This window comes from Streptomyces sp. NBC_01485, assembly GCF_036227125.1.
Classification (GTDB): Bacteria; Actinomycetota; Actinomycetes; order Streptomycetales; family Streptomycetaceae; genus Streptomyces.
The window spans coordinates 3,092,249-3,117,026 of sequence record NZ_CP109435.1 but is presented as its reverse complement, the minus strand read 5'-3'; the positions used below and the strand labels follow the sequence as shown (position 1 = coordinate 3,117,026).

The window sequence follows — 24,778 nt, the reverse complement described above, 5'->3', positions numbered from 1 at the left end:
ATGAGCGTTCGTAACCAGTCATCCGAGCAGTCGGCCGAGTCCGTACACCGTGCCGGCTTCGCCTGCTTCGTGGGCCGCCCCAACGCGGGCAAGTCCACCCTCACGAACGCTCTGGTCGGGAAGAAGGTGGCGATCACCTCGAACCGTCCGCAGACCACGCGGCACACGGTCCGGGGCATCGTGCACCGCCCCGACGCCCAGTTGATCCTGGTCGACACCCCGGGCCTGCACAAGCCGCGCACGCTGCTCGGCGAGCGGCTGAACGACGTCGTGCGCGCCACCTGGGCCGAGGTCGACGTCATCGGCTTCTGCCTGCCGGCCAACGAGAAGCTGGGCCCCGGCGACCGGTTCATCGCCAAGGAGCTGGCCGGGATCAAGCGGACGCCGAAGGTCGCCGTCGTCACGAAGACCGACCTCGTGGACTCCAAGACGCTCGCCGAGCAGCTCATCGCGCTCGACCAGCTCAGCAAGGAGCTGGGGTTCGAGTGGGCGGAGATCGTGCCGGTCTCGGCGGTCGGCGACCAGCAGGTCGGGCTGCTCGCGGACCTGCTGATCCCGATGATGCCGGAGAGCCCCCCGCTGTACCCCGAGGGCGACCTGACGGACGAGCCCGAGCAGGTGATGGTCGCCGAGCTGATCCGCGAGGCGGCGCTGGAGGGCGTCCGGGACGAGCTGCCGCACTCCATCGCGGTGGTCGTCGAGGAGATGCTCCCGCGCGAGGACCGTCCGGCGGACCGGCCGCTGCTCGACATCCACGCCAACATCTACATCGAGCGCCCCAGCCAGAAGGGCATCATCATCGGCCCCAAGGGCAAGCGCCTGAAGGACGTCGGCATCCAGTCCCGCAAGCAGATCGAGGCCCTCCTCGGCACCCCCGTCTTCCTCGACCTCCACGTGAAGGTCGCGAAGGACTGGCAGCGCGACCCGAAGCAACTCCGCAAGCTGGGCTTCTAAAGGCTTCCAAGGGCCTGCGGGGACATGTCCGGGACGCGGGAGCGCTGTGGGCCGGTGGGTCAGTCCACCCCTCTGATCCGCCGTACCAGCACCGCGCCCGCCAGGCCGATCGCCGCCGCCACCAGGTACAGGCCCCGGTAGCCGCCCAGGTGCATCACGATCGGGGCGGCGAGGGCGGGGGCCGCGACCTGGGGGAGGGCGTTGGCCACGTTGATGATGCCCAGGTCCTTGCCCCGGTCGCCGGCCTTCGGCAGTACGTCCGTCATCAGGGCGAAGTCGACCGAGGTGAACACGCCGAAGCCGACCCCCAGCACCGCCGCCGCGACGATCGCCCCCGGCCAGGTCTGCCAGCCCGCCAGCACCGCCGTCGCCACCGCCATCAGCACGCCCGACCAGATCACGAACGGCTTGCGCCGGCCGACCCGGTCCGACCAGACGCCCCCGACGACGACCGTGGCGAGCAGCGTCAGCCCGTTCACCGCCGTCAGGATCAGCACGCCCCCCTCGGGGTCGGCGTAGTGCAGCCGGTCGCGCAGGTAGTAGAGCAGGTACAGCAGCACCAGCGCGTTGCTCAGGTTCATCAGGAACCGGGTCAGCCACGCCCACCCCAGGTCGGGATACCTGCGCGGGCTCAGCCAGAACCCGGCCGCGAAGCCCCGCCAGGACCACGCCGGCCGGTCCGCGACCGCGAGCCGCAGATCCTCGTACCGCAGGACGTACGGCAGCACGCCCACCACCGTGAACACCGCGCACGCCGCGTACCCGGCCCCGACGCCCCCGGCGGCCGTCGCGAGCCCGGTGCCGCCGACCACGCCCAGGATCTGCGCGGCCCCCAACCAGCCGCCCACCGAGCCGCGTTGGAGGCGCGGCACCCGGTCCGGGACGGCCGCCGTCACCGCCGCGAAGGCCGCGTTCAGGGTGAGTTGGACCAGGCACCAGCCCGCCGCCATGGTCCAGACCCCGCCCGCGCCCGCGAGCAGGAGCAGCGACAGCGCGCCGCCCCCCGCCCCGGCCACGATCCACGGCGTACGCCGGCCCCACCGGGACGTCGTACGGTCCGACAGCGCGCCGGCCAGCGGGTTCGCGGCCAGCGAGACCACCGCGCCGAGGCCCGTCACCCAGGCCAGCATCGTCTCCTTCGACATGCCGGAGCCGGGCGCGAAGTCCTCGGCCTGGGAGGCCAGCAGGATCTGCAGGGGGCCGTACCAGCCCACCCAGATCGCCCCGTTGGCGAGGGAGAGCGCCGACGTCCAGCCCCGGCCGACCCGCTCGACGGGCTCGGCCAGAGCGGCTGCCGAGGAGGCCGCCCGGGGAGTGGCCGTCATCCCTGAGCCTGTGATCTCTGCGCCTGTGACTTCTGGTCCCGCAGCACGTCCCGCAGCCAGGCGTACGACGCCTTCGGGGTCCTGGTCTGCGTCTCGTAGTCGACGTGGACCAGGCCGAACCGCTGCTCGTACCCCTCCGCCCACTCGAAGTTGTCCAGCAGCGACCACACGAAGTACCCGCGCACGTCGACGCCGGCCTCCGACGCCCGGTGCAGGGCGCGCAGGTGGCCGTCCAGGTAGGCGATACGGGCCTGGTCGTCGACGCCGTCGTAGGAGCAGCCGTTCTCGGTGATGACGACCGGCAGGAGACGGTCGCCGTAGCGCTCGCGGAAGGTCGTCAGAAGCTCGGTGAGGCCCTCGGGGACCACCGGCCAGCCGAAGTCGGTCACCGGGACGCCCTCGATCTGCTGGACGGAGAAGGGGAGTTCGGCCGGCATGGTGATCCCGCCGAACTCGATCTCGGTGCCCTGCGGGGCGCCCACCTTCGTCGGGGCGTAGTAGTTGATCCCGTACCAGTCGAGCGGCTCGGAGATCACCTTGAGGTCGGCCTGCACATCGCCGCCCGGCATCAACTCGCCGAGTCCCTCCGGGTATTCGCCCAGCAGCACCGGCTCCGCGAAGAGCCGGTTCAGCAGGACGTCGTAGAAGGCGGCGGCTTCCAGGTCGGCGGGCTCCCGGGAGGCCGGCCAGGTCGGGCCGTGGGAGTTGGCGATGCCGATGTCGGTGGCGCCGGCCGCGCGCAGGGCCTGCACGGCGAGGCCGTGGCCCAGGAGTTGGTGGTGGGCGGCCGGGAGCGCGTCGAAGAGGAGCTGCCTGCCGGGGGCGTGGGTGCCGAGCGCGTGCCCCAACAGGGTGTGCTCCGCAGGCTCGTTGATGGTGATCCACTTCTTGACGCGGTCACCGAGGCGGTCGGCGACCACCGACACGTACTCGGCGAAACGGGACGCCGTGTCGCGCTCCAGCCAGTCCAGGTTCGCCGGGAGGTCCCAGTGGAAGAGGGTGGGGACCGGGCGGACGCCGGCCGCGCACAGCTCGTCGACGAGACGGTCGTAGAAGTCGAGGCCGCGCCCGTTGTCGAAGACGGCCCTGGGCCACGAGATCGAGAAGCGGTACGCGTCCACCCCGAGGCCCTTCAGCAGGGCCACGTCCTCGGGGTAGCGGTGGAAGTGGTCGCAGGCCCGCGCCGCCGTCGAGCCGTCCTTCACCCGGCCCGGCTCGGCCGTGAAGGTGTCCCAGACGGACGGCTCGCGCTCGTCCACCGCGCCCTCGATCTGATGCGCCGAGGTGGACACGCCCCACAGGAAGCCGGCCGGGAACTGGGGTATCGGGTGCGCCGCGTCGCGCGGATCGTTCGCCATGGGCGGGATCATCCTTACCGATCGGTAAGGAAGTCAACGCCCGGACATGAATTGCCAGTTCACGCCCCTCTCAAGGCCCCTCCCGCATGCCCTCCCGCGCCCCCTTCCTCACGCCCCTTCTTTCAGCACCCGGGAGATCAGTCTCCGCTGTTCGTCCGTGAGCCGGGGGTCGGCGGCGTACACCGTCCTCCCGTCCACGGTGATCTCGTAGCTGAAGCCGTCCGGGACGCCGATCGCGGGCGCGCCCCGGCCGGCGGCGACCGCCTGCTCGGCCAGGGCGTGCCACTCGTCGGCATCGGGCCGTCCCGAGGTGTCCACCTCGGCACGGCGCTCGATGCCCGCGAAACCGCCCGTGCGACTCACCTGGATACGCATGGGTCCCTGTCTATTACGGACTCAGAGAATCCGCACCCCCACCTGCTCCCACGCCTTCTCCACGGCCTGGAACTCGTCCCCGCCGTCGCCGAAGCGCTCGCGCGCGGCCTTCACCGTCAGCTTGGCGAAGTCGGTGAAGAAGGCCTTCTCGGTGAGCTCGCCGCCGGTCAGGACGTCGTACCAGACCTGCCCGGCCTTCTCCCAGGCGTGGCCGCCGAGGGCGGTGGCGGCCAGGTAGAACGCGTGGTTCGGGATGCCCGAGTTGATGTGGACGCCGCCGTTGTCGCGGCCGGTGCGGACGTAGTCGTCCATCGTCGCGGGCTGCGGGTCCTTGCCGAGGACGTCGTCGTCGTACGCGGTGCCCGGCGCCTTCATGGAGCGCAGGGCGGTGCCCGTGACGTTCGGGGCGAGCAGGCCCGCGCCGATCAGCCAGTCGGCCTCGGCGGCGGTCTGGCCGAGCGTGTACTGCTTGATGAGCGAGCCGAAGACGTCGGACATCGACTCGTTGAGCGCGCCCGGCTGGCCGTAGTAGGTCAGGTTCGCCGTGTACTGCGTGACGCCGTGGGTGAGTTCGTGCCCGATGACGTCGATCGAGTTGGTGAAGTCGACGAAGATCTCGCCGTCGCCGTCGCCGAACACCATCTGCTCGCCGTTCCAGAAGGCGTTGTTGTAGCCCTCGTCGTAGTGCACGGTGGCGTCGAGGGGCAGGCCGTCGCCGTCGATGGAGTGGCGCTGGTACGCCTTGAGGTAGAGGTCGAAGGTGGCGCCGAGACCGGCGTAGGCGCGATTGACGGTGGCGTCCTGGCCGGGGTCGGAGCCCTCGGCGCGGACCTTGGCGCCGGGCAGGTCGGTGCCGTGCCCGGCGTCGTAGATGGTGCGCAGCGGCTGGTCCGACGGCGCCTTCGCCGTCGGGGCGGCGGCGAGGCCGTACTCGGTGGTCACCCGGCGGCGGGCGCGCAGCTCTCCGTCGCGCACCAGGGTGCGCTGGGCGGGACCGGAGAGTGCCGGGTTGTCGCTCCTGGCCAGCCGGTCGAGGATGTGCGGCGGTACGACGGTGCAGAAGACGGGCTCGAAGCCCCCGTGAGTCGTCATGACCGGCACCTTTGCACTGCGTCATGCCGATGTCACCATCGGCAACCATGATCGGTGAAAAACAGTGACAAACATGGCCGATTCATGGCTTCGAGTGGTATGGAGCACGTTTCGTCCCTTTGGTCCCGACGGTCCCGCATACTGATACGGACCCGCGTGACCGAAGCGGCTCGGCTAGGCTGCGCAGCACTATGCATTTCGGGCTGCTTCTCCTTAGCTGCCGCGGCGAGGGCCTGTAGTCGAGGCCGACCCCCTCCCCGCGGAGCTTGGTGTTGCGCGTCGGCCGTCCTTCCGTCCGGACATTCTCCGGTCCTTCTGAGGAGCCACCGCACCATGGCGAACCGCCAGCAGCCCAGCCAGATGCCGATCCACAAGTACGGCCGGTACGAGCAGGTCGACATCCCCGACCGCACCTGGCCGCAGAACCGGATCACCGCCGCCCCGCGCTGGCTCTCCACGGACCTGCGTGACGGCAACCAGTCCCTGATCGACCCCATGTCGCCCGAGCGCAAGCGCCGGATGTTCGACCAGCTGGTCAAGATGGGCTACAAGGAGATCGAGGTCGGCTTCCCGGCCTCCGGACAGACCGACTTCGACTTCGTGCGCTCGATCGTCGAGGAAGAGGGTGCGATCCCGGACGACGTCACGATCTCCGTACTGACCCAGGCCCGCGAGGACCTGATCGAGCGGACCGTGGAGTCCCTGAAGGGCGCCCGGCGGGCGACCGTCCACCTGTACAACGCGACCGCGCCCGTCTTCCGCCGGGTCGTCTTCCGCGGCTCGAAGGAGCAGATCAAGCAGATCGCCGTGGACGGCACCCGCCTGGTGATGGAGTACGCGGAGAAGCATCTGGGCCCGGAGACGGAGTTCGGCTACCAGTACAGCCCCGAGATCTTCACGGACACCGAGCTGGACTTCGCGCTGGAGGTCTGCGAGGCGGTGATGGACGTCTACCAGCCCGGTCCGGGCCGCGAGATCATCCTCAACCTGCCCGCCACGGTGGAGCGTTCGACGCCGTCCACCCACGCCGACCGCTTCGAGTGGATGAGCCGCAACCTCTCCCGCCGCGAGCACGTCGTCGTCTCCGTCCACCCGCACAACGACCGCGGTACGGCCGTCGCCGCCGCCGAGCTGGCGCTGATGGCCGGCGCCGACCGTGTCGAGGGCTGTCTGTTCGGGCAGGGCGAGCGCACCGGCAACGTCGACCTGGTCACCCTGGGCATGAACCTGTTCTCGCAGGGCGTCGACCCGCAGATCGACTTCTCCGACATCGACGAGATCCGTCGTACGTGGGAGTACTGCAACCAGATGGAGGTCCACCCGCGCCACCCGTACGTGGGCGACCTGGTCTACACGTCCTTCTCCGGCTCCCACCAGGACGCCATCAAGAAGGGCTTCGACGCGATGGAGGCCGACGCGGCGGCCAAGGGCGTCACGGTCGACGACATCGAGTGGGCCGTCCCCTACCTGCCGATCGACCCGAAGGACGTGGGCCGGTCCTACGAGGCGGTCATCCGGGTCAACTCGCAGTCCGGCAAGGGCGGTATCGCGTACGTCCTGAAGAACGACCACAAGCTGGACCTGCCGCGCCGGATGCAGATCGAGTTCTCCAAGCTGATCCAGGCCAAGACGGACGCCGAGGGCGGAGAGGTCACCGGCGGCGCCATCTGGTCCGTCTTCCAGGACGAGTACCTGCCCAACCCCGAGAACCCCTGGGGCCGCATCCAGGTCCGCACGGGCCAGTCGACGACCGACACCGACGGCGTGGACACCCTCACCGTCGAGGCCACGGTCGACGGCGAGGACACGGTGCTGACCGGTACCGGCAACGGTCCGATCTCGGCCTTCTTCGACGCCCTGGAGAGCGTCGGCATCGACGTACGCCTGCTGGACTACCAGGAGCACACGATGAGCGAGGGCGCCTCCGCGCAGGCCGCCTCCTACATCGAGTGCGCGATCGGCGACAAGGTTCTGTGGGGCATCGGCATCGACGCGAACACGACGCGTGCGTCCCTGAAGGCGGTCGTCTCGGCCGTCAACCGCGCGACCCGCTGACCAGCCTGACCGGTGGTTTATCGGTGGTCTGAGGCCCCGGCCCGTTGTATACAGCCGTATGCGACGGGCCGGGGCTCCGTCGTATATCGGCCATCCCTGCGTGGAGGTCACGGGAAGGTCTCGTCCTGGGTGCTGACTACGGCTCATGGATGTGGCTAACATCACGGGACGTGCGGCGATGTTGCCGCGCGGTTACGGAGGTGCGACGTGCTGCCTGTACGGGGACGAGACGGCCGTGTCAACGGGCTTGCCCGCATCCTGGGCACCCGCACCGCGTGGACGCCCGTGGGCGACGGCGAGTTCTACTGCCCGGGGTGCGGCGGTGACCGCAACTACCAGCGGCTGACCGGCCAGCGCCGTTTCACCGTCCTCGGGGTGCCCGTCGTGCCGCGCGGCGAGACCGGCCCGGTCGTCGAGTGCGCGGCCTGTCAGCGCCACTTCGGCACCGACGTCCTCGGCCACCCCACCACCATCCGCTTCTCGGCGATGCTCCGCGACGCCGTCCACACCGTCGCCCTCGCGGTGCTGTCCGCGGGCGGCGGCTGCGCGCGGACGTCCCTGGAGACGGCGGCGGGCGCGGTGCGCGCGGCCGGCTTCACCGACTGCACGGAGGAGCAGCTCGCCGCGCTCGTCGACGCCCTCGCCGGCGACACCGGCCACAGCTACGGCGAACCGTACGGCGCCGGCCTCGCCATAGAGCTGCACGAGGCCCTCGACCCGCTCGCCCCGCACCTCGCGCCGGTCGGCCGCGAATCGATCCTGCTGCAGGGCGCCCGCATCGCCCTCGCGGACGGCCCGTACACCCCCGCCGAGCGCGAGGTCCTCGCGACGGTGGGCGCGGCCCTGACGATCTGCGCGGACGACGTGACCCGCCTCCTGGTCTCGGCCCGCACCCCGTCCTGACGCACGTAACGTCCCCTAGGGGAGCGTCCGTTCGTACGTCTTGTCGTCGTCGGAGTCGTAGACGAGCTTGCCGGCCGCGTCGTAGCCCTTGATGTGCGGGGCCAGGGTGACCTGGCGGCGCAGGATGCCGGCGGCGACGAACCAGCCGTGGTCCAGGGCGGCGGTCACGGGGTCGCCGTCGCCGTAGGAGACGGTCACCTCGGCGACCGACGGCTCGACCGTGCCGATGAACCCCCAGCGGAACGGCAGTTTCCAGTCGCCCTTGTCGAGGAACGACTGCTGGTACAGCTTGCCGCCGTTGATGTCGGCGAAGACCGGCCCCGCGTCCGGTGAATCGCCCCCGTTCGAGCCGGAGTTGAGCCCTTCCCCCTGGCCGTCCTTGACGTTGCAGATCACCCGGAAGCCGGCCGGCCGCTCCTTGGTCGCGACGACGTACATGCCGTCGCCGGGCGCGTTGGAGTCGCCGGTGCTGCTGATCGCCAGGATGATCCGGTAGTCCGCGGTGTCACCCAGATCCGAGCCGGGCAACCCGGTCCCGGTCGCCGTGTTCCGCCCGTACCGGTCGATGCACTTCCGCAGCCCGTCCGCCGCCTGCGTGAACGTGATCCCGTCGAGCAACTGCCCGGTGGTGGCCGGCCGCGCGGGTCCGGCCGGCGTGACGGGTGTGGCGGCCGGGCTGCGCGGGGCGCTGACCGACGGCTTCGGCACCGCCGTGTCGGCGCCCCGCCCCCCGTTCCCCCCGGCCACGGCGTACGCCCCCACCGGCACCGCGGCCAGCGCCGCCAGCGCCGCCCCGGTCACCGCCGCGCGCCGCCGCCGCTCGGCCAGTCCACGCCGCCGGATCGCCGGATACGGCGCCGGCGAGGGCCGAATGGTGTACGCGTCCTCCGCAAGCAGTTCACGCATCCGCTCCTCGAACCCGAAGTCGTCCCCGAAGCCGTCCCTGAAGTCGTCCCTGACATCGTCCTGATCCCCTGCCCCGCTCACCGGCTGCCACCCCGCCCCTGCCCCTGACCACCGGTCGCCGCCCGACCGACGGGGGTCAGTCCCGGATACGTACGCAACTTCGCCAGCCCCTTCGACGCCTGACTCTTGACCGTGCCCGGCGAGCAGCCGAGCACCTCGGCCACCTCCGCCTCGGACAGGTCCTCCCAGTACCGCAGCACCACCACCGCCCGCTGCCTCGGCGGCAGTTGGGCCAGCCCGGCCAGCAGCGAGCCGCGCTCCTCCACCCGCCCCGCACCCTCGTCCCGCCCCGCCCGCTCCGGCGGCGCCGCGGTCAGCGCCTCCGCGACCCGCCGCTTGCGGAACCGGTCACTGTTGCAACTGACCAGCATCCGCCGGACGTACGCCTCCGGGTTGTCGGTGCGCGAGATCCGCCACCACGACCGGTACGCCTTGGCCAGCGCGGTCTGCGTCAGATCCTCCGCGTGGTGGACGTCCCCCGTGAGCAGATACGCGGTCCGTACGAGCCGCGACCACCGTGCTCTGACGAACTCATGGAACCGCTCCTCTTGTTCGGCCTGCATCAACCACCCTCCTCGCCCTCCAGACCACCGGCCGGGCCGAATCGGTTGCCCGGGTCCGGCGAGGTGTGCGGTGAGGTGTGCGGGGGTGTGTTCGGTCGGCGGGGGTGTGCGGGGCTTGTGAGAGGCCGCCGCCGAGCCGACTCCCCGCCCGGATCCTCCGGATCCACCGGATCGACCGGAACCGTCGTGGCGGCCCCGGGCCCGCTGACGCTCCCGCGCACCGCGAACAGCAGCACCGGTGTCACCAGCAGCAGGCCGCCCGCGACGGCGAGGGCGGTGCGGGGCCCGGTGACGCCGGCCAGGACGCCCCACAGGGCGGTGAGCGAGGCGATGGACGCCTTGGTGCCGACCGACCACGCCGACAACGTACGCACCACCCGGTCCGTCGGCGTCAGCTCCAGGCGGGTCGTGGCGAGGACGGGGTTGTAGACGCCGATACAGGCGATCAGCCCGAACTCCACCACCATCACCAGCGCCAGCCCGCCCACGCCGGGTCCGACGAACGCCAGCCCCAGCGGCCAGCACACGCGCAGCGTCCCCGCCGTCAGCAGGACCCGGCGGCGTCCGTACCGGGCGACCAGGTGCGGGGCCAGCCGGGAGCCGAGCAGGCCGCCCGTGCAGGGCACGGCGAAGGCGAGGCTGTACTGCCAGGGAGCGAAGTGCAGCGGGCCGAGCATCAGCACGGCCATCAGCGGGGCGCCCGCCATGATCAGACCGTTCACGAGCGCCGCGTTGAGGAACAGGGGGCGCAGCCCGGGATGGGTGAGCAGATGCCGCCAGCCCGCGAGCAGGTCCCCGCCGGTCAGCCGCCCCGCGGAGCTCTTACGACCCGGATGTGCTGGATGTACCGGATGTGCCGGACGCACCGGCTCCGGTTCCCGCCCGCCGATCGCACGCAGCCCCGCGGCCGAGAGGAGGTAGCTGACCGCGTCCGCCGCGACCGTCACCACCGGCCCGAACAGGCCGATCATCGCCCCGCCGAGCGGCGGCCCCAGCATGGTCGTCGTCCACATCGTCGACTCGAACCGGCCGTTGGCGGCCAGCAGATCCTCCGGCGGCAGCAGCGACTTCAGGAACGCGCCGCTCGCCGCCGTGAAAGAGATGTCGGCCGCGGCGACGATCACCGACACGACCAGCAACTGCCCGAGGCCGAGGACGCCGAGCGCGTAGGCGGCGGGGACGCTCAGCAGCGCCCCACACCGCAGCAGGTCCGCGGCCACCATCACCGGCCGCTTCCGGCGGAACTCCACCCACGGCCCGAGCGGCACCGCCAGCACCGCCCCCACCGCGGGCCCCACGGCCGCCAGCACCGACACCTCGGCGGGCCCGGCGTGCAACACCAGCACCGCGATCAACGGAAACGCGCTGAACGCCAGCCCGGTCCCGAGCGCACTGACCGAGTACGCCCCCCACAACCACCCGAAATCGCGCCCCAGCGCCCGCCGCACCACCCGGCGGATCCTAACCGCCCGGCACACCACCCACTCCGGGTAGGCGAGAATGGGTGCCATGAGCCTGTTCCGCGACGACGACGGCGGGCCGCGCAGCCGGAGGCCGGGTGCTGCGGGCCGTTTCGTGGTGCGGGCGGGCGAAGGCCAGGGCATCGGCGGTGTGGGATGAGTCTCTTCCGGGACGACGGTGTCGTCCTGCGGACCCAGAAGCTCGGTGAGGCCGACCGCATCATCACGCTGCTGACCCGCGGGCACGGCCGGGTGCGGGCCGTGGCACGGGGCGTGCGGCGGACGAAGTCCAAGTTCGGGGCCCGGCTGGAGCCCTTCTCCCACGTCGACGTGCAGTTCTTCGCGCGCGGGAGCGAGCTGATCGGGCGCGGGCTGCCGCTGTGCACGCAGAGCGAGACCATCGCGCCGTACGGCGGCGGCATCGTCACCGACTACGCCCGCTACACCGCCGGTACGGCCATGCTGGAGACCGCCGAGCGGTTCACCGACCACGAGGGCGAACCGGCCGTGCAGCAGTACCTGCTGCTCGTCGGGGCGCTCAGGACCCTGGCCCGCGGCGAGCACGCCCCGCACCTCGTCCTGGACGCGTTCCTGCTGCGGTCGCTGGCCGTCAACGGGTACGCCCCCAGTTTCGGCGACTGCGCCAAGTGCGGCATGCCCGGCCCCAACCGGTTCTTCTCCGTCGCCGCCGGCGGCTCCGTCTGCGTCGACTGCCGGGTGGCCGGCAGCGTCGTACCGTCGCCGCAGACCCTGGTCCACCTGGGCGCGCTGCTCACGGGAGACTGGGAGACGGCGGACGCGGGCGAGCCGCGCCACGTCCGGGAGGGCAGCGGGCTGGTGTCCGCCTACCTGCACTGGCACCTGGAGCGCGGCCTGCGCTCACTCCGGTACGTGGAGAAATAGAACGCAGGCAGAGAGACAGAACGCGGCAGAGACACAGAACGCCGAAAGCAAGACTGCAAGACCGAGGGAGACGAGAAAGACATGGTCGTACGCGGGTTCCTGGGGCGGCAGCGTCGGGAGTACAGGACGCCGGAGCCGCACCCGTCCGGCGCTCGTCCGCCGAAGCTCCCCGGCGAGCTGGTGCCCGAGCACGTGGCGATCGTCATGGACGGCAACGGCCGCTGGGCCAAGGAGCGCGGCCTGCCGCGCACCGAGGGGCACAAGGTCGGCGCCGAGCAGGTGCTCGACGTGTTGCAGGGCGCGGTCGAGATGGGCGTGCGGAACATCTCGCTGTACGCCTTCTCCACCGAGAACTGGAAGCGCTCGCCCGACGAGGTCCGCTTCCTGATGAACTTCAACCGCGACTTCATCCGCAAGACCCGCGACACCCTCGACGAGCTCGGCATCCGCGTCCGCTGGGTGGGCCGGATGCCCAAGCTGTGGAAGTCGGTAGCCAAGGAGCTCCAGATCGCCCAGGAGCAGACCAAGGACAACGACCGCCTCACGCTCTACTTCTGCATGAACTACGGCGGGCGCGCGGAGATCGCCGACGCCGCGCAGGCGCTCGCGGAGGACGTGAAGGCGGGCCGCCTCGACCCGTCCAAGGTCAATGAGAAGACCCTCGCGAAGTACCTGTACTACCCGGACATGCCGGACGTCGACCTGTTCCTGCGCCCCAGCGGCGAGCAGCGCACCTCCAACTACCTGCTCTGGCAGAGCGCGTACGCGGAGATGGTCTTCCAGGACGTGCTGTGGCCGGACTTCGACCGCCGCGACCTGTGGCGGGCGTGCATGGAGTTCGCCTCCCGCGACCGCCGCTTCGGCGGGGCCGTGCCGAATGAGGAACTCTTGGCCATGGAGCGGGACATCGCGGGGAATCCGGCCACCTCGTAGCCACCGGCGGTTCACGACGGTCGCTGACGATCCGCTCATGAACCGCCTCACCCACCGCACCCGCCTCACCCCCGTCCTGGCCCTCGCCACGTGCACCGTGCTGGTCACGGCCCTGCCCGCGCAGGCCGGAGACCAGTCGGCACACCGCGACAGCTACGGCACGAAGGCCACGTACGCGCCTCAGCAGAGCGCGCGGACCTACCAGAAGGCCCCGGCCGGTTTCACTCCCGTCTTCACGGAGAACGTCTCCCGGCACGGCTCCCGCTCCGCCACCGACAGCGAGGACGGCGACCTGATCCTCGCCCTGTGGGACAAGGCGCAGGCGGCGGGTCAACTCACCGGAAAGGGCAAGGAGTTCGGCCCGAAGGTGCGTGCGCTCCAGGCCGCCATGGCGAAGGTCGGCTACGGCAATCTGAGCGGTCTCGGCAAGCAGGAACTGCAGGACACGGCGGTCCGCATGGCCGACCGCCTGCCGTCCCTGTTCGCCGGGATCGCCCGCGAGGGCGAGAAGATCGACGTCGTCAGCTCCGGGCAGGGCAGGGCCGTCGACAGCGCCAACCTCTACGCGGGCGCCCTCGCCCGCGCCGTCCCGGCCCTGAAGCCGCTGATCGGCGCGACCCGCACCGACAAGGACCTGCTGTACTTCCACAAGGCGGACGGCGGCGCGGCCTACCGCGACTACATCGCGAACGACCAGCGTCTCGCGGACACCCTGGCGAAGATCACCGACCAGCCGAAGACCCACAAGGCCGCCGACAGCGTCCTGCGCCGCCTCTTCAAGGCCGCGTTCGTCGAGCAGCTCGCCGCCGCCGACCGGGTCGCCGCCGCGACGGCCGTCTACAACCTGTACGCGATCGCCCCCGCGATGGCCGACGAGTCACCGGACGGCAAGGGCTGGGGGATGCAGCGGTACATCTCCACCTCCGACGCCGCCTGGTTCGGGTACCTCAGCGACACCGAGGACTTCTACGAGAAGGGTCCCGGCTTCGCCGGCAGCGACATCACGTACAAGATGGCCGGCGTCCTGCTCGACGACCTCTTCAAGCAGGTGGAGGCCAAGCGCGCGGGCACCAGCACCCTGGGTGCCGAACTCCGCTTCACCCACGCCGAGGAGATCATCCCCCTGGGCGCCCTGATGGGCCTCCCCGGCAGCACGACCCCGGCGACCCCGAAGCACCCGTACACGTACCCCGCCAACCCGTGGCGCGGCGCCGACGTGGCCCCCCTGGGCTCCAACATCCAGTGGGACGTCTACGAGAAGAACGGCCGCTACCTGCTCCGCATGCTCTACAACGAGCAGGAGACCGCCTTCAAGGCGAGCTGCAAGCCCGTCTCGAAGGGCAGCAAGTTCTACGACTTGGACGAGTTGGAGCGCTGCTTCGGGCGTAGCTGAACAGGGTGGACGGCGGACTTGTGCGAATCGGGCGCTCGGGGCCGCAGTCCCCACTAGCATCGGGCGAGGGTCACGCGAGGATGCCCGGTCACGTGTCTGCGGGGTGGGGAACATGCAGCGCTCAGTGGTTTTCGTGCATGGCACGGGTGTGCGCGAAGAGTCGTACAACGCCACTTTGGAGACCGTGCGGTCGGCACTGGCAGGACTGCGGCCCGGTGTCGACGTGCGCGGTTGTTTCTGGGGACGTGAGGCGGGCGCCGGGCTGGCCCTGGACGGCGCGAGCATCCCTGACTACACCGGCTCCGGCGGAGGTCGCAAGGAGGACGAGGACGTGGCCGTCTGGGGGGTGCTCTACCGGGACCCCGGCTACGAACTGCGCCTGCTGAGCCTTCGTACGGCCGTCGTCTCGGGGATGGGGCGGGGACAGAGCCCGGCTCAGAAGCTCTTCGAACAGCTCTCCGCCTATGTTCCGTCCCCCGAGGTGCGTGCCGCCTTCGCGGAACGAGGCATGAGCAGCGCCCTCGACGCCGCCGTCCGGACGGTCGCCGAGTCGCCCGAGTTACGTGATGCCGCCGCCACGGCGGACGAAGGCGGCTATGAGCACCGGCATGCCTTCGCGCGAGCTGTGGTGGCCGCGACGCTGGCAGCGGCGGTGGAGCGCGGGGCCGACTCCGTGGACGGCATCGAGCGGGATGCCCTGCTCTCCTTCGTCAGCGCCGATCTCCACACCCAGGGACGCACCCTTGCCGGAACAGTGGCCAGGGCTGCCGCAACGCCGGCCCTGCTCGCGCTGTCCTGGCAGGCCCGGCGGCGACGAGGCGCGCTCAACGACGGCCTGATCCTGCCTGCGGTCGGCGACATCCTGCGCTACCAGGCCCGTGGCCACGCCCTGCGCCGGCTGATCAAGCGCACCATCGAGCATGCGCCCGGGGACGCCGTCACCGTGATCGCCCACAGCCTCGGCGGTGTGGCCTGCGTCGACCTCATGATGCAGGAGGAGATCAAGAGGGTCGACCAACTGATCACCGTCGGTTCGCAGGCACCGTTCTTCTACGAGACGGGCGCCCTGGTCTCACTCGAACATCCGCAGATGCCGCCCGAGCACTTTCCGAGGCGCTGGTTGAATCTGTACGACAGACGCGACCTGCTGTCGTTCAGTGCCGCCCGGGTGTTCCCCGCACACGCCTCCGACCACGAGGTCGACAACCGCCAACCGTTCCCGTTCTCGCACAGCGCGTACTGGTCCAACCGTAGAGTCTGGGACGCCATCGGCACATGGATGGGCTGAATGTCGTCGAGCCGGAGCGCATCCACGCCGTCGTGGTCGGCGTGGAACGGTATCCCCGGCATCCGGACTGGGATCTGCCCGGCGCCGTGGGCGACGGCCTGCGCTTCGCCCGGTGGCTGAGCAAGGGCGGTGTGCCAGCCGCCAACATCCAGTTGCTCCTGGCACCGGGGGAGGAGGGCCTGCGCTTGCTGGAGGCGCACAGCGAGCCCGGCGAATTCACCTGGTGCTCGATCTCGTCACGGCACGAGCTCATGGACGCCTTCACCAGCGGCCTCGACGGGCGGGCCGGTGATCTGCTGTACGTCTTCTGGGGCAGCCACGGGATCCTGGACCACGGCGACCGTCGCCTGCTGCTGTGTCCCGACGCCTCCATGAAGGACAAACGCTGCATCGACACGGCCAACCTGACCGAGTACCTCCAGCGCGACGATCTGCTCGGCTTCAAGCAGCAGGTGCTCATCTTCGACGCGTGCGCGACGTTCCTGGAGCACTATCACCAGCCGACCGGGCCCGCGGTCGCCGCGTTCCCCACCGCTCCCCGGCGCGGCGTCGAGCAGTTCCTGTTGTGCGCCGCTGCCCCCGGCCAGGTCGCGGAGAACGACGCGGCGCTGGGCAGTGGGGTCTTCTCCCGCGTCGTACTCGACTGGCTGGAGGCGCACGCCACTGATCTGCGACCGGATCTGACCGCTCTCGTCCAGCACGTCAAGGTACGGTTCGGCGGCCTGCACAGCGCGGGCGGTCCCCGGCAGACGCCGGTCAGTCTCCACATTCGCACCTTCGGCGGCTCCGAAGAGTCGCTGGCTGCGCCGTGCCCTCCGCCCTTGCCCGCGTCGACCGAACGGGACCGGATCGCCCTGCGCAACACGCTCACCGACGCGGACCTGCGGGCGCGGTGCGTCGAGCACCTCGCATCGGCGTGTCCGGATGCCGGACTCGGGCAGTGCCCCTCCGACGATCAACTCGCCCACGCGCTGCACACGGTGGAGCGGGCGATGGCGGCCGTGGTGGAGGTGGTCCACCTCCAGGACCGGGAGGCCGCGAACGAGTTTCTGGCGTTGGCCCGCTCGCTCGGGGTGCCCGGTCTGCTGTCTCCCCTGGAGTACGACTCCCTGCGCGCACTGTTGGACGGGGCGTCGGTGCTGCCGCCGACGTCCCACGTGGTCGCCGCGGTACGCGCCGCCCTGCCGGGAGAACGGGCGTGGCTGCCGCCGACCGATCCGGACGGTCCCACCGTCGGCCAGCTCATGGCGTGTGTGGCGCATTTCGAGGAGTACACGGGCGGCCAGAGCATGGTGCGTCCCGGCAGACAGCTGGTTCCCGCCGTCGTCCGCTTCACCGAGCTGCTCGCCGCGGCCACGCCGGTCGCCCGGTCGGGACTGCGCGAGTGGGGAGACCGCGTGGCCCGCAGGCTGGGCGTCGACGACGGTGGACTCGCCGAGCGGCGCGCGGATGCCACGACCTGGGCCGACTCGCTGGGCGGGACCACGAGGCGGCCCCGTGTAGTGGCCCAGGTGCACGTCGAGACGTCGGACACCGCCGCCGGCGACGAAGGACCGCACTTCGCCTGCGTGATCTGGATCGACACGGGTGCCGGTGAGCTGATGCAGGCCCCCGACCAGAGCGGCGCGCCCACGCCTCCTCGGGGTGTGGTGCGCCTTATCGAGGCGGCCGTACACAGACTGGGCGCGATCACCGACATGACTCCGGTCGTCGAGATCGTGTTGCAGCCGGACGCCATGCAACTGCCCGTCGGCTCCTGGGACGGCGCTGATGACGACGATCTGTTGCCCTTTCTGCTCGGCGTGGAGTGGGAAACGGTGCTGCGCTCCTTCCCGTTGGCCTCGCCCGAGCGTGAGAAGCAGCGTCGGGCGGAACTGAAACGCCGCTGGGCCGGGCGCCACAACGACACGGTGATCTATCTCGACGACCGGCACGCCGAGGGTTACGCGGCCTACGGGGCGCTGAAGGAGGACATCGACGCGGCCCGTGCCGTGGTGCGGGCAGGCCCGTCCAACCGGGACCGCCTGGTCCGGGCCGCACTCCTCCTCGGCTACCCCGTCGTGCTGTGGGACCGAGAGGCACCGGGACAGGTCCCGAACGCGCACTTCGACCCGTTGAGCCCCCAGGCGCCCGTGGACGGGCTGCCCTGGCGGGTGCGTGACTACCGCGCGAGGGCCTGTAGAGACGGCGCGGCTCACCCCGTACGCCCGGCCGTGTTGCTGGAGGACGCCGACCGCCCGCTGCCGCCTGTGCTGTCACTGACCGAACCGTCCGCCTCCGATGAAGCGAGTTCCTGATGACGCAGCAGCCGACTGAGGCGGACGCCTCCACGGTGACCGGTCCTGTCTTCGAGGACGAGGACTGGCAGATCTTTCGAGGGGATGGCAGGCAGCACCGCGCCAGGATTCCCGACGCCCCGCCCTGGCGCCGTTTCGCGGACGCAGAGGGCGAGCTTGCTCCGGGGGGTGAGACCCCACCCCACTACGTGATCGACCGGGCGGACACGGACGTGGTCAATGCGGCCATTCACCTGCGTCGGCCCCTGCTCGTCACCGGACACCCAGGAACCGGCAAGTCCTCGCTCGCGGCCGCCATCGCGTACGAGCTGGAGCTGGGACCGGTTCTTCACTGGCCCGTCAACAGCCGGTCCACGCTCCAGGAGGCGCTGTACCGCTACGACGCCATCGGGCGGCTCCAGGAGAGCAGTCTGCCCGGGGCTTCCAAGGCGACTCCGCCCGACATCGGCTCCTTCCTCCGGCTGGGTCCGGTGGGCACGGCGCTCGTCCCCACTCCACGCCCCCGGGTACTGCTCGTGGACGAACTCGACAAGGGGGACGTCGACCTGCCGAACGACCTCCTCACGGTTTTCGAGGAGGGCAGTTTCGAGATCCCGGAACTGTCCAGGCTGCGCGATGAGCAGTCGGTTGTCGACGTGCTCACTGCCGACCGGCATCAGCGGGCGAGGGTGCGAAGGGGGATGGTGCGGTGCACGCAGTTCCCCCTCGTCGTCATCACCAGCAACGGTGAACGGGACTTTCCCCCTGCGTTCCGGCGCCGGTGCCTGCCCCTGCACCTCGGCGATCCGGACAGGACCCGCCTGCGCAAGATCATCACCGGGCACCTCGGTCCGGACGCCCTCGCCGACGCCGACGATCTGGTGGGGAAGTTTTTGGAACAGCGGGCCGTGGGAGAACTCGCCACCGATCAGCTTCTCAACGCGGTGTTCCTGCGCAACGGAGGGGCCCGGCTGGCCACCGACGGCCTGTTGGGGACCGTGCTGCACCGGCTCAACGCGGACCGCTGAGCCATGTTCCAGGAACTGCGGGACGTCCTCGCGGCCGCCGGCCTGCCGATGGATCAGGAGGATCTCCTCGACGTTCTCTGGCTCGCCCCACGGATCCCGTCCGGCTCGGCCGCGCCCCTCGCCGCCCATGCCCCTCCCGACCTGGTCCCGCCGATCCGTGAGGCCGACGCCGTGCCGCCGGACGCCCATGCCGAGCCGGAGCGGGAGCCGTCCGCCCGCACCGCCCCGCCTTCCGGAAGCGAGGATCCGGAAGCGGGGGCGAAGCCCGTGCGCGAGCGGGCGCAGTACATCGGCGTGACCTCCGGTCCCGGCGCCGGCGAAGTGCCGGCCGAGGCCCTGTGGGCGCCCGGGGACAGGGCACTGGCCTCGGTACTGGCGCTCGGCAGGGCCCTGCGACCGCTGAAGCGGACCATTCCGAGTCATCGGCACAGCGAACTCGACGAAGCGGCGACGGTCACCGTGCAAGCGGACACCCGAACTCGGCACATAGTCCTGCGGCCACAGCCGGAGCGATGGCTGCGGCTCGCCCTGGTCATCGACGGCGGCATGTCGATGCTCCTGTGGGAGCGCCAGTGCGCCGAGCTCAAGGGCCTCTTCGAGCGCAGCGGGGCGTTCCGGCAGGTGGAGACCCACCAGATCCGTTACGGGCCCGGTACCGCGGTGCGGCTCGGACGCCCGTGGACCACCGCCTCGGCGACCCGGGCGACCGGGTCCCTGTCGGACACTTCCGGGCGGACCATGGTGCTCGTGGTGACCGACGGCGCGGCGGCCGCGTGGCGTGACGGACGCATGCGCCCTGTGCTGGAGGGGTGGGCCAGAAAGGGCCCGACGGCCGTGATCCACACGCTGCCGCGGCGGCTCTGGGCCGGATCCGGTGTACGGGCGGAGACCTGGCAGGTCACCTCACCCCGGCCGGGCGCACCGAACCATCACTGGCAGCCGACGGATCAGGTACTGCCTCCGAGCGTCGCGCCCGCCCCGGCGGTCCCCGTCCCCGTTCTGGAGCTCACACCAGCCGGTTTCGCCACCTGGGCAGCCGTGAACACCATCGTCGGACGGCCCGTCCCGGTGCGCCTGTGGACACCTCACCGGACCTCGACCCGCGCCGACGACACGGCCGTCTCCGCAGACGGCTTCGGCCGGGCCGCCTCACCCGAGGCGCTGCGCTTGGCCGCGCATCTGGCGGCCATGGCCCCGGTGACCGTGCCGGTGATGCAACTTGTCCAAGCCTGCCTCGATCAACGCCGTGGGGCGGCTCCGTTGGCCGAGGTGATGCTCGGCGGGCTGATGCGGCCGCTTCCGCCGACCCGGGGCGCCCAGTTCACCGGGCGTCACCCCTTGTTCGACTTCACAGCGGAGGCGAAGGATCTGCTCCTCGACGCGGTCCCCACCGCCGAACTCATCGACTGCAGCCGTCGGGTGGGAAAACGCATCGAGTCCTTGGTCGGCCTGTCCTCGGACTTCCCCGCGTGGCCCGTGGACCCCAGGGGAGTCCGAGAAGGTCCCGGGTCCGCCCTGCCGTTCGCGTACCTCGGCCCCGCGCTTCAGGCACGCCTGGGGCTGCTGCCGACCTGGCCGGCCGCCCCTGACGTCTCCGACTCGGTGGTCCTCTCGCCCTCCGCCGGCGAGACCTCCGGGTGGGTGTCGAGCGAGGGGCTGGGCGAGTCGCTGCGGTTGTTGTACGAGGCGTTGGGCAGCCATGAGCACGGGTTCGCCGTCCGGCACGCCCTGACGCCTGATGAACTCGCCCGCTACTTCAACGGCATCGCCATTCCTTGGTGGGGTTTTGTCACAGACCTCCTGGGCATGGTCGCCGACCTCAGGCAGGAGCCGCCCGCCGACACCAGAGGACGCCTGAGTGAGCAGTACGTCGAAGCGGCGTTGCTGCTGTCCCCGCCGGCCTTCACGTCGGTGTTCAACCGCGTGCGCGATGCGTTGCGGTCGTGGGAGGTTCCGCAGGACGCGGAGCTGTTGTTCCTGCACCTGCTCATGTACCTCCAGAGACCGACCGAGCAACGGCGGTTCGAGAGAGCGCTCGTCGAGGATCTGGGGCACTTCCTCGACGCGCGAGGGCTCGCCCTCGACCGTGAGATCCCGCGTGGGCCACGCGACGTGCCTCGGAACGACCTGGTGTGGCGCGCCGACGGCCATTGCTACCCCGTGGACGTCGAGCGCAGCAGCTCCCCTTTCACATGGTCGGCTTTCACCGATACCCCACGGACTCTCGGCGAGCCGGGAGAGCTCGCTCCGGTGGCCTTCCTCGTGGCCCTGGACGACGGCGCGAACCGTGGCGGGCCGGTGCCGATCGACGAGTGCGTCGCCTACTGGGCTCCCCCCACCTGGCAATCGGGCGCGGCACCGGTCATCGGGCTGCGCTTCCAGCCGATGCTGCTGCCCGACATGCGGACAAGCGCCGCCCGACGGGTGTGCGTCGCCGTCGACGTGGCGGGGTTCGGGCTGCTGGCTGCTGAGGAGCAGCCCAGACAGCGGGAGGCCATGCTGACGGTCGTCACCCACGCGCTGCGGGCGGCCGGAGTCTCCCCTGATGCGGGTGTCCTGACGGACGGCGGTGACGGCGTCCTCCTCGTTCTGCCCCTTGGAGCGGACGAGACAACAGCCGTCCCCGGCTTCCTCGATGGCCTGCGCGAGGGCCTGAGAAACAGGTCTGGAGGAGAGCGACCACTCATGCGTCTGCGGGTGGCCATGGATCAGGGCACGGTCGCCCCGCACACGGACGGTCTCGTGGGGGAGGTGGTGCACCGCACTCGTCGGCTCCTCGACTCGCCCCTGCTGCGAGAGACGACGCAAACCCCGCACGCCCCGGAGGAGTTCGCGCTCATCGTGTCCGAGCCGCTCTACGAGAGCGTGCCCGCCCTGCACGGACGACTCCAGCGCGTGCGGGTGGACCTCAAGAACTACCGGGCCTGGGCCTGGCTGCAACCGTCCCTGCCCGAACGCCCCCTGCCTTCCGGATTTCCCGCCCGCGACGGCTCGAACGCGGTCCTGATCGGAGCCGGAGTCTACGAAGAGCTGCCGGACCTGCCGCAGGTGGTGAGCGGGCTCCGTGACCTGGCAGCACTGCTGACGGATCCGTGGGGAGGGGCCTTTGCCCCGGACCGCACCGCCGTGCTGGAGAATCCGGCGAGCGATATGGTGATCCTGGATGCCGTCCACGAGGCGGCCGAGTCTGCCAGGGACACTTTGCTGGTGTACTTCGCCGGGCACAGTCTGCTCCAACCGTATTCGGGAGGACTGAGTCTGGCGGTGGGCCGGACCCATCCGGACCGGACTTACACAGCGCTGCCGTACGACCACATCCGAAGTGTGCTGCGCAACAGCCGAGCCCGCAACAAGATCGTCATCCTGGACTGTTGTTACAGCGGTTCAGCCCTGCGCACTGAGTCCGGTGGTTCCCTCGTCATCGATGTGGACACCGCTGACACTGTTGTGATGGCGGCGACCGACCGGAGCGCGATGGCTCCGGCTGGAGGGAGGTACACGGCGTTCACCGGAGAACTCATCAACGTCCTGCGTGAGGGCCTGAGCGACGGACCTGAGCTGATTTCCGTGGATTCGCTGTACAGCGCGGTACGACAGCGGCTTCGGGCCAAGAATCTCCCCTCGCCGCAATTGGCCAGCCGTAACCGAGGCGGCGAGACAACCCTCTCCCTCAACCGCGCCCACCGTGGCCGGTGAAGCCCCCGCTCAACCGCCAGACCCACCCGCACCGAACACACGGCTCACCCTGCGGAGCAGTCCGCGCAGGTCCCGAAGATCTCCACCGTATGAGCCACGTTCACATACCCGTGCTCCGCGGCGATCGCCTCCGCCCACTTCTCCACCGCAGGCCCCTCCACCTCCACGGCCTTGCCGCAGAGGCGGCAGACGAGGTGGTGGTGGTGGTCGCCGGTGGAGCAGCGCCGGTACACCGACTCGCCGTCCGACGTGCGCAGGACGTCGACCTCGCCGGCGTCGGCGAGGGACTGAAGGGTGCGGTAGACCGTGGTCAGGCCGACGGAGTCGCCCTTGTGCTTGAGCATGTCGTGCAGGTCCTGCGCGCTGCGGAACTCGTCGACTTCGTCGAGCGCCGCTGCCACGGCGGCCCGCTGCCGGGTGGAGCGGCCTTTCACGGGCGGTCCAGCGGTAGTCACCGTTGCCTCCTCACGTCTGCGGCTTGCCGGGCCATTGTGCCAGCCCGGACTGTGCGCGGTCAGACGCCGGTCCCGTCCCCCGACCCCCGGGTGGCCGGAATCGCACACTCCGCAGGGTCGCCGGCGGGCTGCCCGGCGGCCAGGGCGCGGGCGCGGCGGCGGGTCAGGGGCGCGGCCAGCAGGCTCAGCGCGACGAACGCGGCGATGGTCAGCAGCACGATCGTCGCGCCGGGCGGGACGTCCTGGTAGTACGAGGTGACCGTGCCGCCGATGGTCACGGTCACGCCGATCGCCACCGCGATGGCGAAGGTGGCGGCGAAACTGCGGCTGAGCTGCTGGGCGGCGGCCACCGGGACCACCATCAGCGCGCTCACCAGCAGCAGGCCCACCACGCGCATCGCGACCGTCACGGTGACCGCCGCCGTGATCGCCGTCAGCAGGTTCAGCGCCCGCACCGGCAGGCCCGTCACCCGCGCGAACTCCTCGTCCTGGCTGACGGCGAAGAGCTGGCGGCGCAGGCCGAGGGTGACCACGATGACGAAGGCGGCGAGCACGCAGATCGCCGTGACGTCCGAATCCGACACCGTCGACAGCGAGCCGAAGAGGTACGACGTCAGGTTGGCGTTGGAGCCGCCCGGCGCGAGGTTGATGAACATCACGCCGCCGGCCATGCCGCCGTAGAAGAGCATGGCGAGGGCGATGTCGCCGCGGGTCCTGCCGTACCAGCGGATGAGTTCCATGACGACCGCGCCCAGGACCGAGACGGCCGTGGCCATCCACACCGGGGACCAGGACAGCAGGAAGCCGAGGCCGACGCCGGTCATCGCGACGTGGCCGATGCCGTCGCCCATGAGGGCCTGGCGGCGCTGGACGAGGTAGATGCCGACGGCGGGGGCGGTGATGCCGACCAGGACCGCGGCGAGCAGCGCCCGCTGCATGAAGGCGTAGTTCAGGAGGTCCATCAGCTCAGCAGTCCCGTGCGGATCGGTTCGGCGCCCGCGGGTGCGTGCGGGTGCACGTGGTCGTGGCCGGGGAGGGCATGCTGACCGACGGCCTGTGGGGGTGGGCCGTCGTGCAGCACGCAGCCGTCGCGCAGGACGACCGCCCGGTCGATCAGGGGCTCCAGGGGGCCCAGTTCGTGCAGGACGAGCAGGACGGTCGTACCGGCCGCGACCTGCTCGCGCAGTGTCCGCGCCAGGACCTCCTGGCTGGCCAGGTCGACGCCCGCCATCGGCTCGTCCATGATCAGCAGCTCGGGTTCGCAGGCCAGGGCGCGGGCGATCAGCACGCGCTGGTGCTGGCCGCCGGAGAGGGCGTCGACGTTGTCCTTCGCGCGGTCCGCCATGCCGACGAGCTCCAGGGCGCGCCGTACGGCGTCCCGGTCGGCCTTGCGGAAGACGCCGAAGCGGGTGCGGGAGAGGCGGCCCGAGGAGACGATCTCCGTCACCGTGGCCGGGACCCCGCCCGCGGCGGTCGTGCGCTGCGGGACGTACCCGATCCGCGACCAGTCCCGGAAGCGGCGGCGCGGGGTGCCGAACAGCTCGATCTCGCCCTCGACGAGGGGCACTTGACCGATCACGCTGCGTACGGCGGTGGACTTGCCGGAGCCGTTGGCGCCGAGCAGGGCGACGACCTCACCGCGCCGCACGGTGAGGTCGATGCCCCGGAGGACGGGGCGTGCGCCCAGGTCTGCGCGGACTCCGCGCAGCGAGATGACGGGCTCGGGCTCGGCCATGTCGTCGTCCTCCATGCTGA

Annotated in this window: 20 protein-coding genes; 10 read left to right on the top strand and 10 right to left on the bottom strand. The window is 70.8% G+C overall.

Translation table 11 applies throughout. The features are described from left to right. Positions 1–954, top strand: coding sequence for a GTPase Era (gene era / locus OG352_RS14360; protein WP_329217176.1), 954 nt, complete (start codon positions 1–3; stop codon positions 952–954). Positions 955–1,013: 59 nt separating this feature from the next. Here era and OG352_RS14355 read toward each other — a convergent pair whose 3' ends face one another. From OG352_RS14355 to OG352_RS14340, 4 genes are all read right to left on the bottom strand, one after another. After that, entirely contained in the window at positions 1,014–2,279 is a 1,266-nt protein-coding gene (locus tag OG352_RS14355; protein WP_329217175.1) for an MFS transporter, read from the bottom strand. Then, positions 2,276–3,637: a GH1 family beta-glucosidase gene (locus OG352_RS14350; RefSeq protein WP_329217174.1), complete on the bottom strand. Its 1,362-nt coding sequence runs from the start codon at positions 3,635–3,637 to the stop codon at positions 2,276–2,278. Before OG352_RS14350 ends, OG352_RS14355 begins: the two co-directional genes overlap by 4 nt. Before the next feature lie 108 nt (positions 3,638–3,745). Then, on the bottom strand, positions 3,746–4,012 hold the full coding sequence (locus OG352_RS14345; RefSeq protein ID WP_329217173.1) for a protealysin inhibitor emfourin: 267 nt from the start codon (positions 4,010–4,012) through the stop codon (positions 3,746–3,748). A 21-nt stretch (positions 4,013–4,033) separates the two neighbouring features. Continuing rightward, the gene (locus tag OG352_RS14340) at positions 4,034–5,104 is read right to left on the bottom strand and encodes a M4 family metallopeptidase (RefSeq protein ID WP_329217172.1); all 1,071 of its coding nucleotides are present in this window, start codon (positions 5,102–5,104) and stop codon (positions 4,034–4,036) included. Positions 5,105–5,437: 333 nt separating this feature from the next. Between OG352_RS14340 and leuA the strand changes: the two genes are divergently transcribed. Then, the gene (gene leuA, locus OG352_RS14335) at positions 5,438–7,159 is read left to right on the top strand and encodes a 2-isopropylmalate synthase (RefSeq protein WP_329217171.1); all 1,722 of its coding nucleotides are present in this window, start codon (positions 5,438–5,440) and stop codon (positions 7,157–7,159) included. Between the two features lie 207 nt (positions 7,160–7,366). Next, a complete protein-coding gene (locus OG352_RS14330; protein WP_329217170.1) occupies positions 7,367–8,062 on the top strand; it encodes a TerB family tellurite resistance protein in 696 nt (231 codons plus the stop codon). 15 nt (positions 8,063–8,077) lie between these two features. Here OG352_RS14330 and OG352_RS14325 read toward each other — a convergent pair whose 3' ends face one another. From OG352_RS14325 to OG352_RS14315, 3 genes are read right to left on the bottom strand one after another with little or no spacing between them, the layout of a single operon-like run. Further along, positions 8,078–9,049, bottom strand: a complete 972-nt coding sequence (locus OG352_RS14325) for a hypothetical protein (RefSeq protein ID WP_443072273.1) — start codon at positions 9,047–9,049, stop codon at positions 8,078–8,080. Next, a complete protein-coding gene (locus tag OG352_RS14320; RefSeq protein WP_329217167.1) occupies positions 9,046–9,591 on the bottom strand; it encodes a SigE family RNA polymerase sigma factor in 546 nt (181 codons plus the stop codon). Before OG352_RS14320 ends, OG352_RS14325 begins: the two co-directional genes overlap by 4 nt. Then, positions 9,591–11,102, bottom strand: coding sequence for an MFS transporter (locus tag OG352_RS14315; RefSeq protein ID WP_329217166.1), 1,512 nt, complete (start codon positions 11,100–11,102; stop codon positions 9,591–9,593). Before OG352_RS14315 ends, OG352_RS14320 begins: the two co-directional genes overlap by 1 nt. Positions 11,103–11,207: 105 nt before the next feature. Here OG352_RS14315 and recO point away from each other — a divergent pair, with 105 nt between their 5' ends. The 7 genes from recO to OG352_RS14280 all read left to right on the top strand — a co-directional run bounded on the left by recO (position 11,208) and on the right by OG352_RS14280 (position 22,568). Further along, on the top strand, positions 11,208–11,954 hold the full coding sequence (gene recO / locus OG352_RS14310; RefSeq protein ID WP_093778454.1) for a DNA repair protein RecO: 747 nt from the start codon (positions 11,208–11,210) through the stop codon (positions 11,952–11,954). An 81-nt stretch (positions 11,955–12,035) separates the two neighbouring features. Next, the gene (locus tag OG352_RS14305; protein ID WP_329217164.1) at positions 12,036–12,887 is read left to right on the top strand and encodes an isoprenyl transferase; all 852 of its coding nucleotides are present in this window, start codon (positions 12,036–12,038) and stop codon (positions 12,885–12,887) included. Positions 12,888–12,924: 37 nt separating this feature from the next. Continuing rightward, on the top strand, positions 12,925–14,280 hold the full coding sequence (locus tag OG352_RS14300) for a histidine-type phosphatase (protein ID WP_329217163.1): 1,356 nt from the start codon (positions 12,925–12,927) through the stop codon (positions 14,278–14,280). Positions 14,281–14,392: 112 nt separating this feature from the next. After that, the gene (locus OG352_RS14295; RefSeq protein ID WP_329217161.1) at positions 14,393–15,568 is read left to right on the top strand and encodes a hypothetical protein; all 1,176 of its coding nucleotides are present in this window, start codon (positions 14,393–14,395) and stop codon (positions 15,566–15,568) included. Beyond that, entirely contained in the window at positions 15,556–17,865 is a 2,310-nt protein-coding gene (locus OG352_RS14290) for a VMAP-C domain-containing protein (protein ID WP_329217160.1), read from the top strand. The genes OG352_RS14295 and OG352_RS14290 overlap by 13 nt, the downstream gene beginning before the upstream one ends. Continuing rightward, on the top strand, positions 17,865–18,872 hold the full coding sequence (locus OG352_RS14285) for an AAA family ATPase (protein WP_329217158.1): 1,008 nt from the start codon (positions 17,865–17,867) through the stop codon (positions 18,870–18,872). The genes OG352_RS14290 and OG352_RS14285 overlap by 1 nt, the downstream gene beginning before the upstream one ends. Positions 18,873–18,875: 3 nt before the next feature. Then, on the top strand, positions 18,876–22,568 hold the full coding sequence (locus OG352_RS14280) for a caspase, EACC1-associated type (RefSeq protein WP_329217156.1): 3,693 nt from the start codon (positions 18,876–18,878) through the stop codon (positions 22,566–22,568). 44 nt (positions 22,569–22,612) lie between these two features. Here OG352_RS14280 and OG352_RS14275 read toward each other — a convergent pair whose 3' ends face one another. Genes OG352_RS14275 through OG352_RS14265 form a run of 3 tightly spaced genes read right to left on the bottom strand, consistent with a single transcriptional unit; the run spans position 22,613 to position 24,773 of the window. Then, on the bottom strand, positions 22,613–23,023 hold the full coding sequence (locus OG352_RS14275; RefSeq protein ID WP_329217154.1) for a Fur family transcriptional regulator: 411 nt from the start codon (positions 23,021–23,023) through the stop codon (positions 22,613–22,615). Positions 23,024–23,082: 59 nt separating this feature from the next. After that, positions 23,083–23,985 carry a metal ABC transporter permease gene (locus OG352_RS14270; protein ID WP_329217152.1) on the bottom strand — a complete coding sequence of 301 codons (903 nt, stop codon included), beginning with the start codon at positions 23,983–23,985 and terminating at the stop codon, positions 23,083–23,085. Continuing rightward, on the bottom strand, positions 23,985–24,773 hold the full coding sequence (locus OG352_RS14265; RefSeq protein WP_329217151.1) for a metal ABC transporter ATP-binding protein: 789 nt from the start codon (positions 24,771–24,773) through the stop codon (positions 23,985–23,987). Before OG352_RS14265 ends, OG352_RS14270 begins: the two co-directional genes overlap by 1 nt. Positions 24,774–24,778: the final 5 nt, after the last annotated feature.

Bases quoted from the DNA above. Each gene is read 5' to 3' on its own strand.
- era (WP_329217176.1), top strand. From the start codon at position 1: ATGAGCGTTCGTAACCAGTCATCCGAGCAGTCGGCCGAGTCCGTACAC.
- OG352_RS14355 (WP_329217175.1), bottom strand. From the start codon at position 2,279: ATGACGGCCACTCCCCGGGCGGCCTCCTCGGCAGCCGCTCTGGCCGAG.
- OG352_RS14350 (WP_329217174.1), bottom strand. From the start codon at position 3,637: ATGGCGAACGATCCGCGCGACGCGGCGCACCCGATACCCCAGTTCCCG.
- OG352_RS14345 (WP_329217173.1), bottom strand. From the start codon at position 4,012: ATGCGTATCCAGGTGAGTCGCACGGGCGGTTTCGCGGGCATCGAGCGC.
- OG352_RS14340 (WP_329217172.1), bottom strand. From the start codon at position 5,104: ATGACGACTCACGGGGGCTTCGAGCCCGTCTTCTGCACCGTCGTACCG.
- leuA (WP_329217171.1), top strand. From the start codon at position 5,438: ATGGCGAACCGCCAGCAGCCCAGCCAGATGCCGATCCACAAGTACGGC.
- OG352_RS14320 (WP_329217167.1), bottom strand. From the start codon at position 9,591: ATGCAGGCCGAACAAGAGGAGCGGTTCCATGAGTTCGTCAGAGCACGG.
- OG352_RS14315 (WP_329217166.1), bottom strand. From the start codon at position 11,102: ATGGCACCCATTCTCGCCTACCCGGAGTGGGTGGTGTGCCGGGCGGTT.
- recO (WP_093778454.1), top strand. From the start codon at position 11,208: ATGAGTCTCTTCCGGGACGACGGTGTCGTCCTGCGGACCCAGAAGCTC.
- OG352_RS14305 (WP_329217164.1), top strand. From the start codon at position 12,036: ATGGTCGTACGCGGGTTCCTGGGGCGGCAGCGTCGGGAGTACAGGACG.
- OG352_RS14300 (WP_329217163.1), top strand. From the start codon at position 12,925: ATGAACCGCCTCACCCACCGCACCCGCCTCACCCCCGTCCTGGCCCTC.
- OG352_RS14295 (WP_329217161.1), top strand. From the start codon at position 14,393: ATGCAGCGCTCAGTGGTTTTCGTGCATGGCACGGGTGTGCGCGAAGAG.
- OG352_RS14290 (WP_329217160.1), top strand. From the start codon at position 15,556: ATGGATGGGCTGAATGTCGTCGAGCCGGAGCGCATCCACGCCGTCGTG.
- OG352_RS14285 (WP_329217158.1), top strand. From the start codon at position 17,865: ATGACGCAGCAGCCGACTGAGGCGGACGCCTCCACGGTGACCGGTCCT.
- OG352_RS14280 (WP_329217156.1), top strand. From the start codon at position 18,876: ATGTTCCAGGAACTGCGGGACGTCCTCGCGGCCGCCGGCCTGCCGATG.
- OG352_RS14270 (WP_329217152.1), bottom strand. From the start codon at position 23,985: ATGGACCTCCTGAACTACGCCTTCATGCAGCGGGCGCTGCTCGCCGCG.
- OG352_RS14265 (WP_329217151.1), bottom strand. From the start codon at position 24,773: ATGGAGGACGACGACATGGCCGAGCCCGAGCCCGTCATCTCGCTGCGC.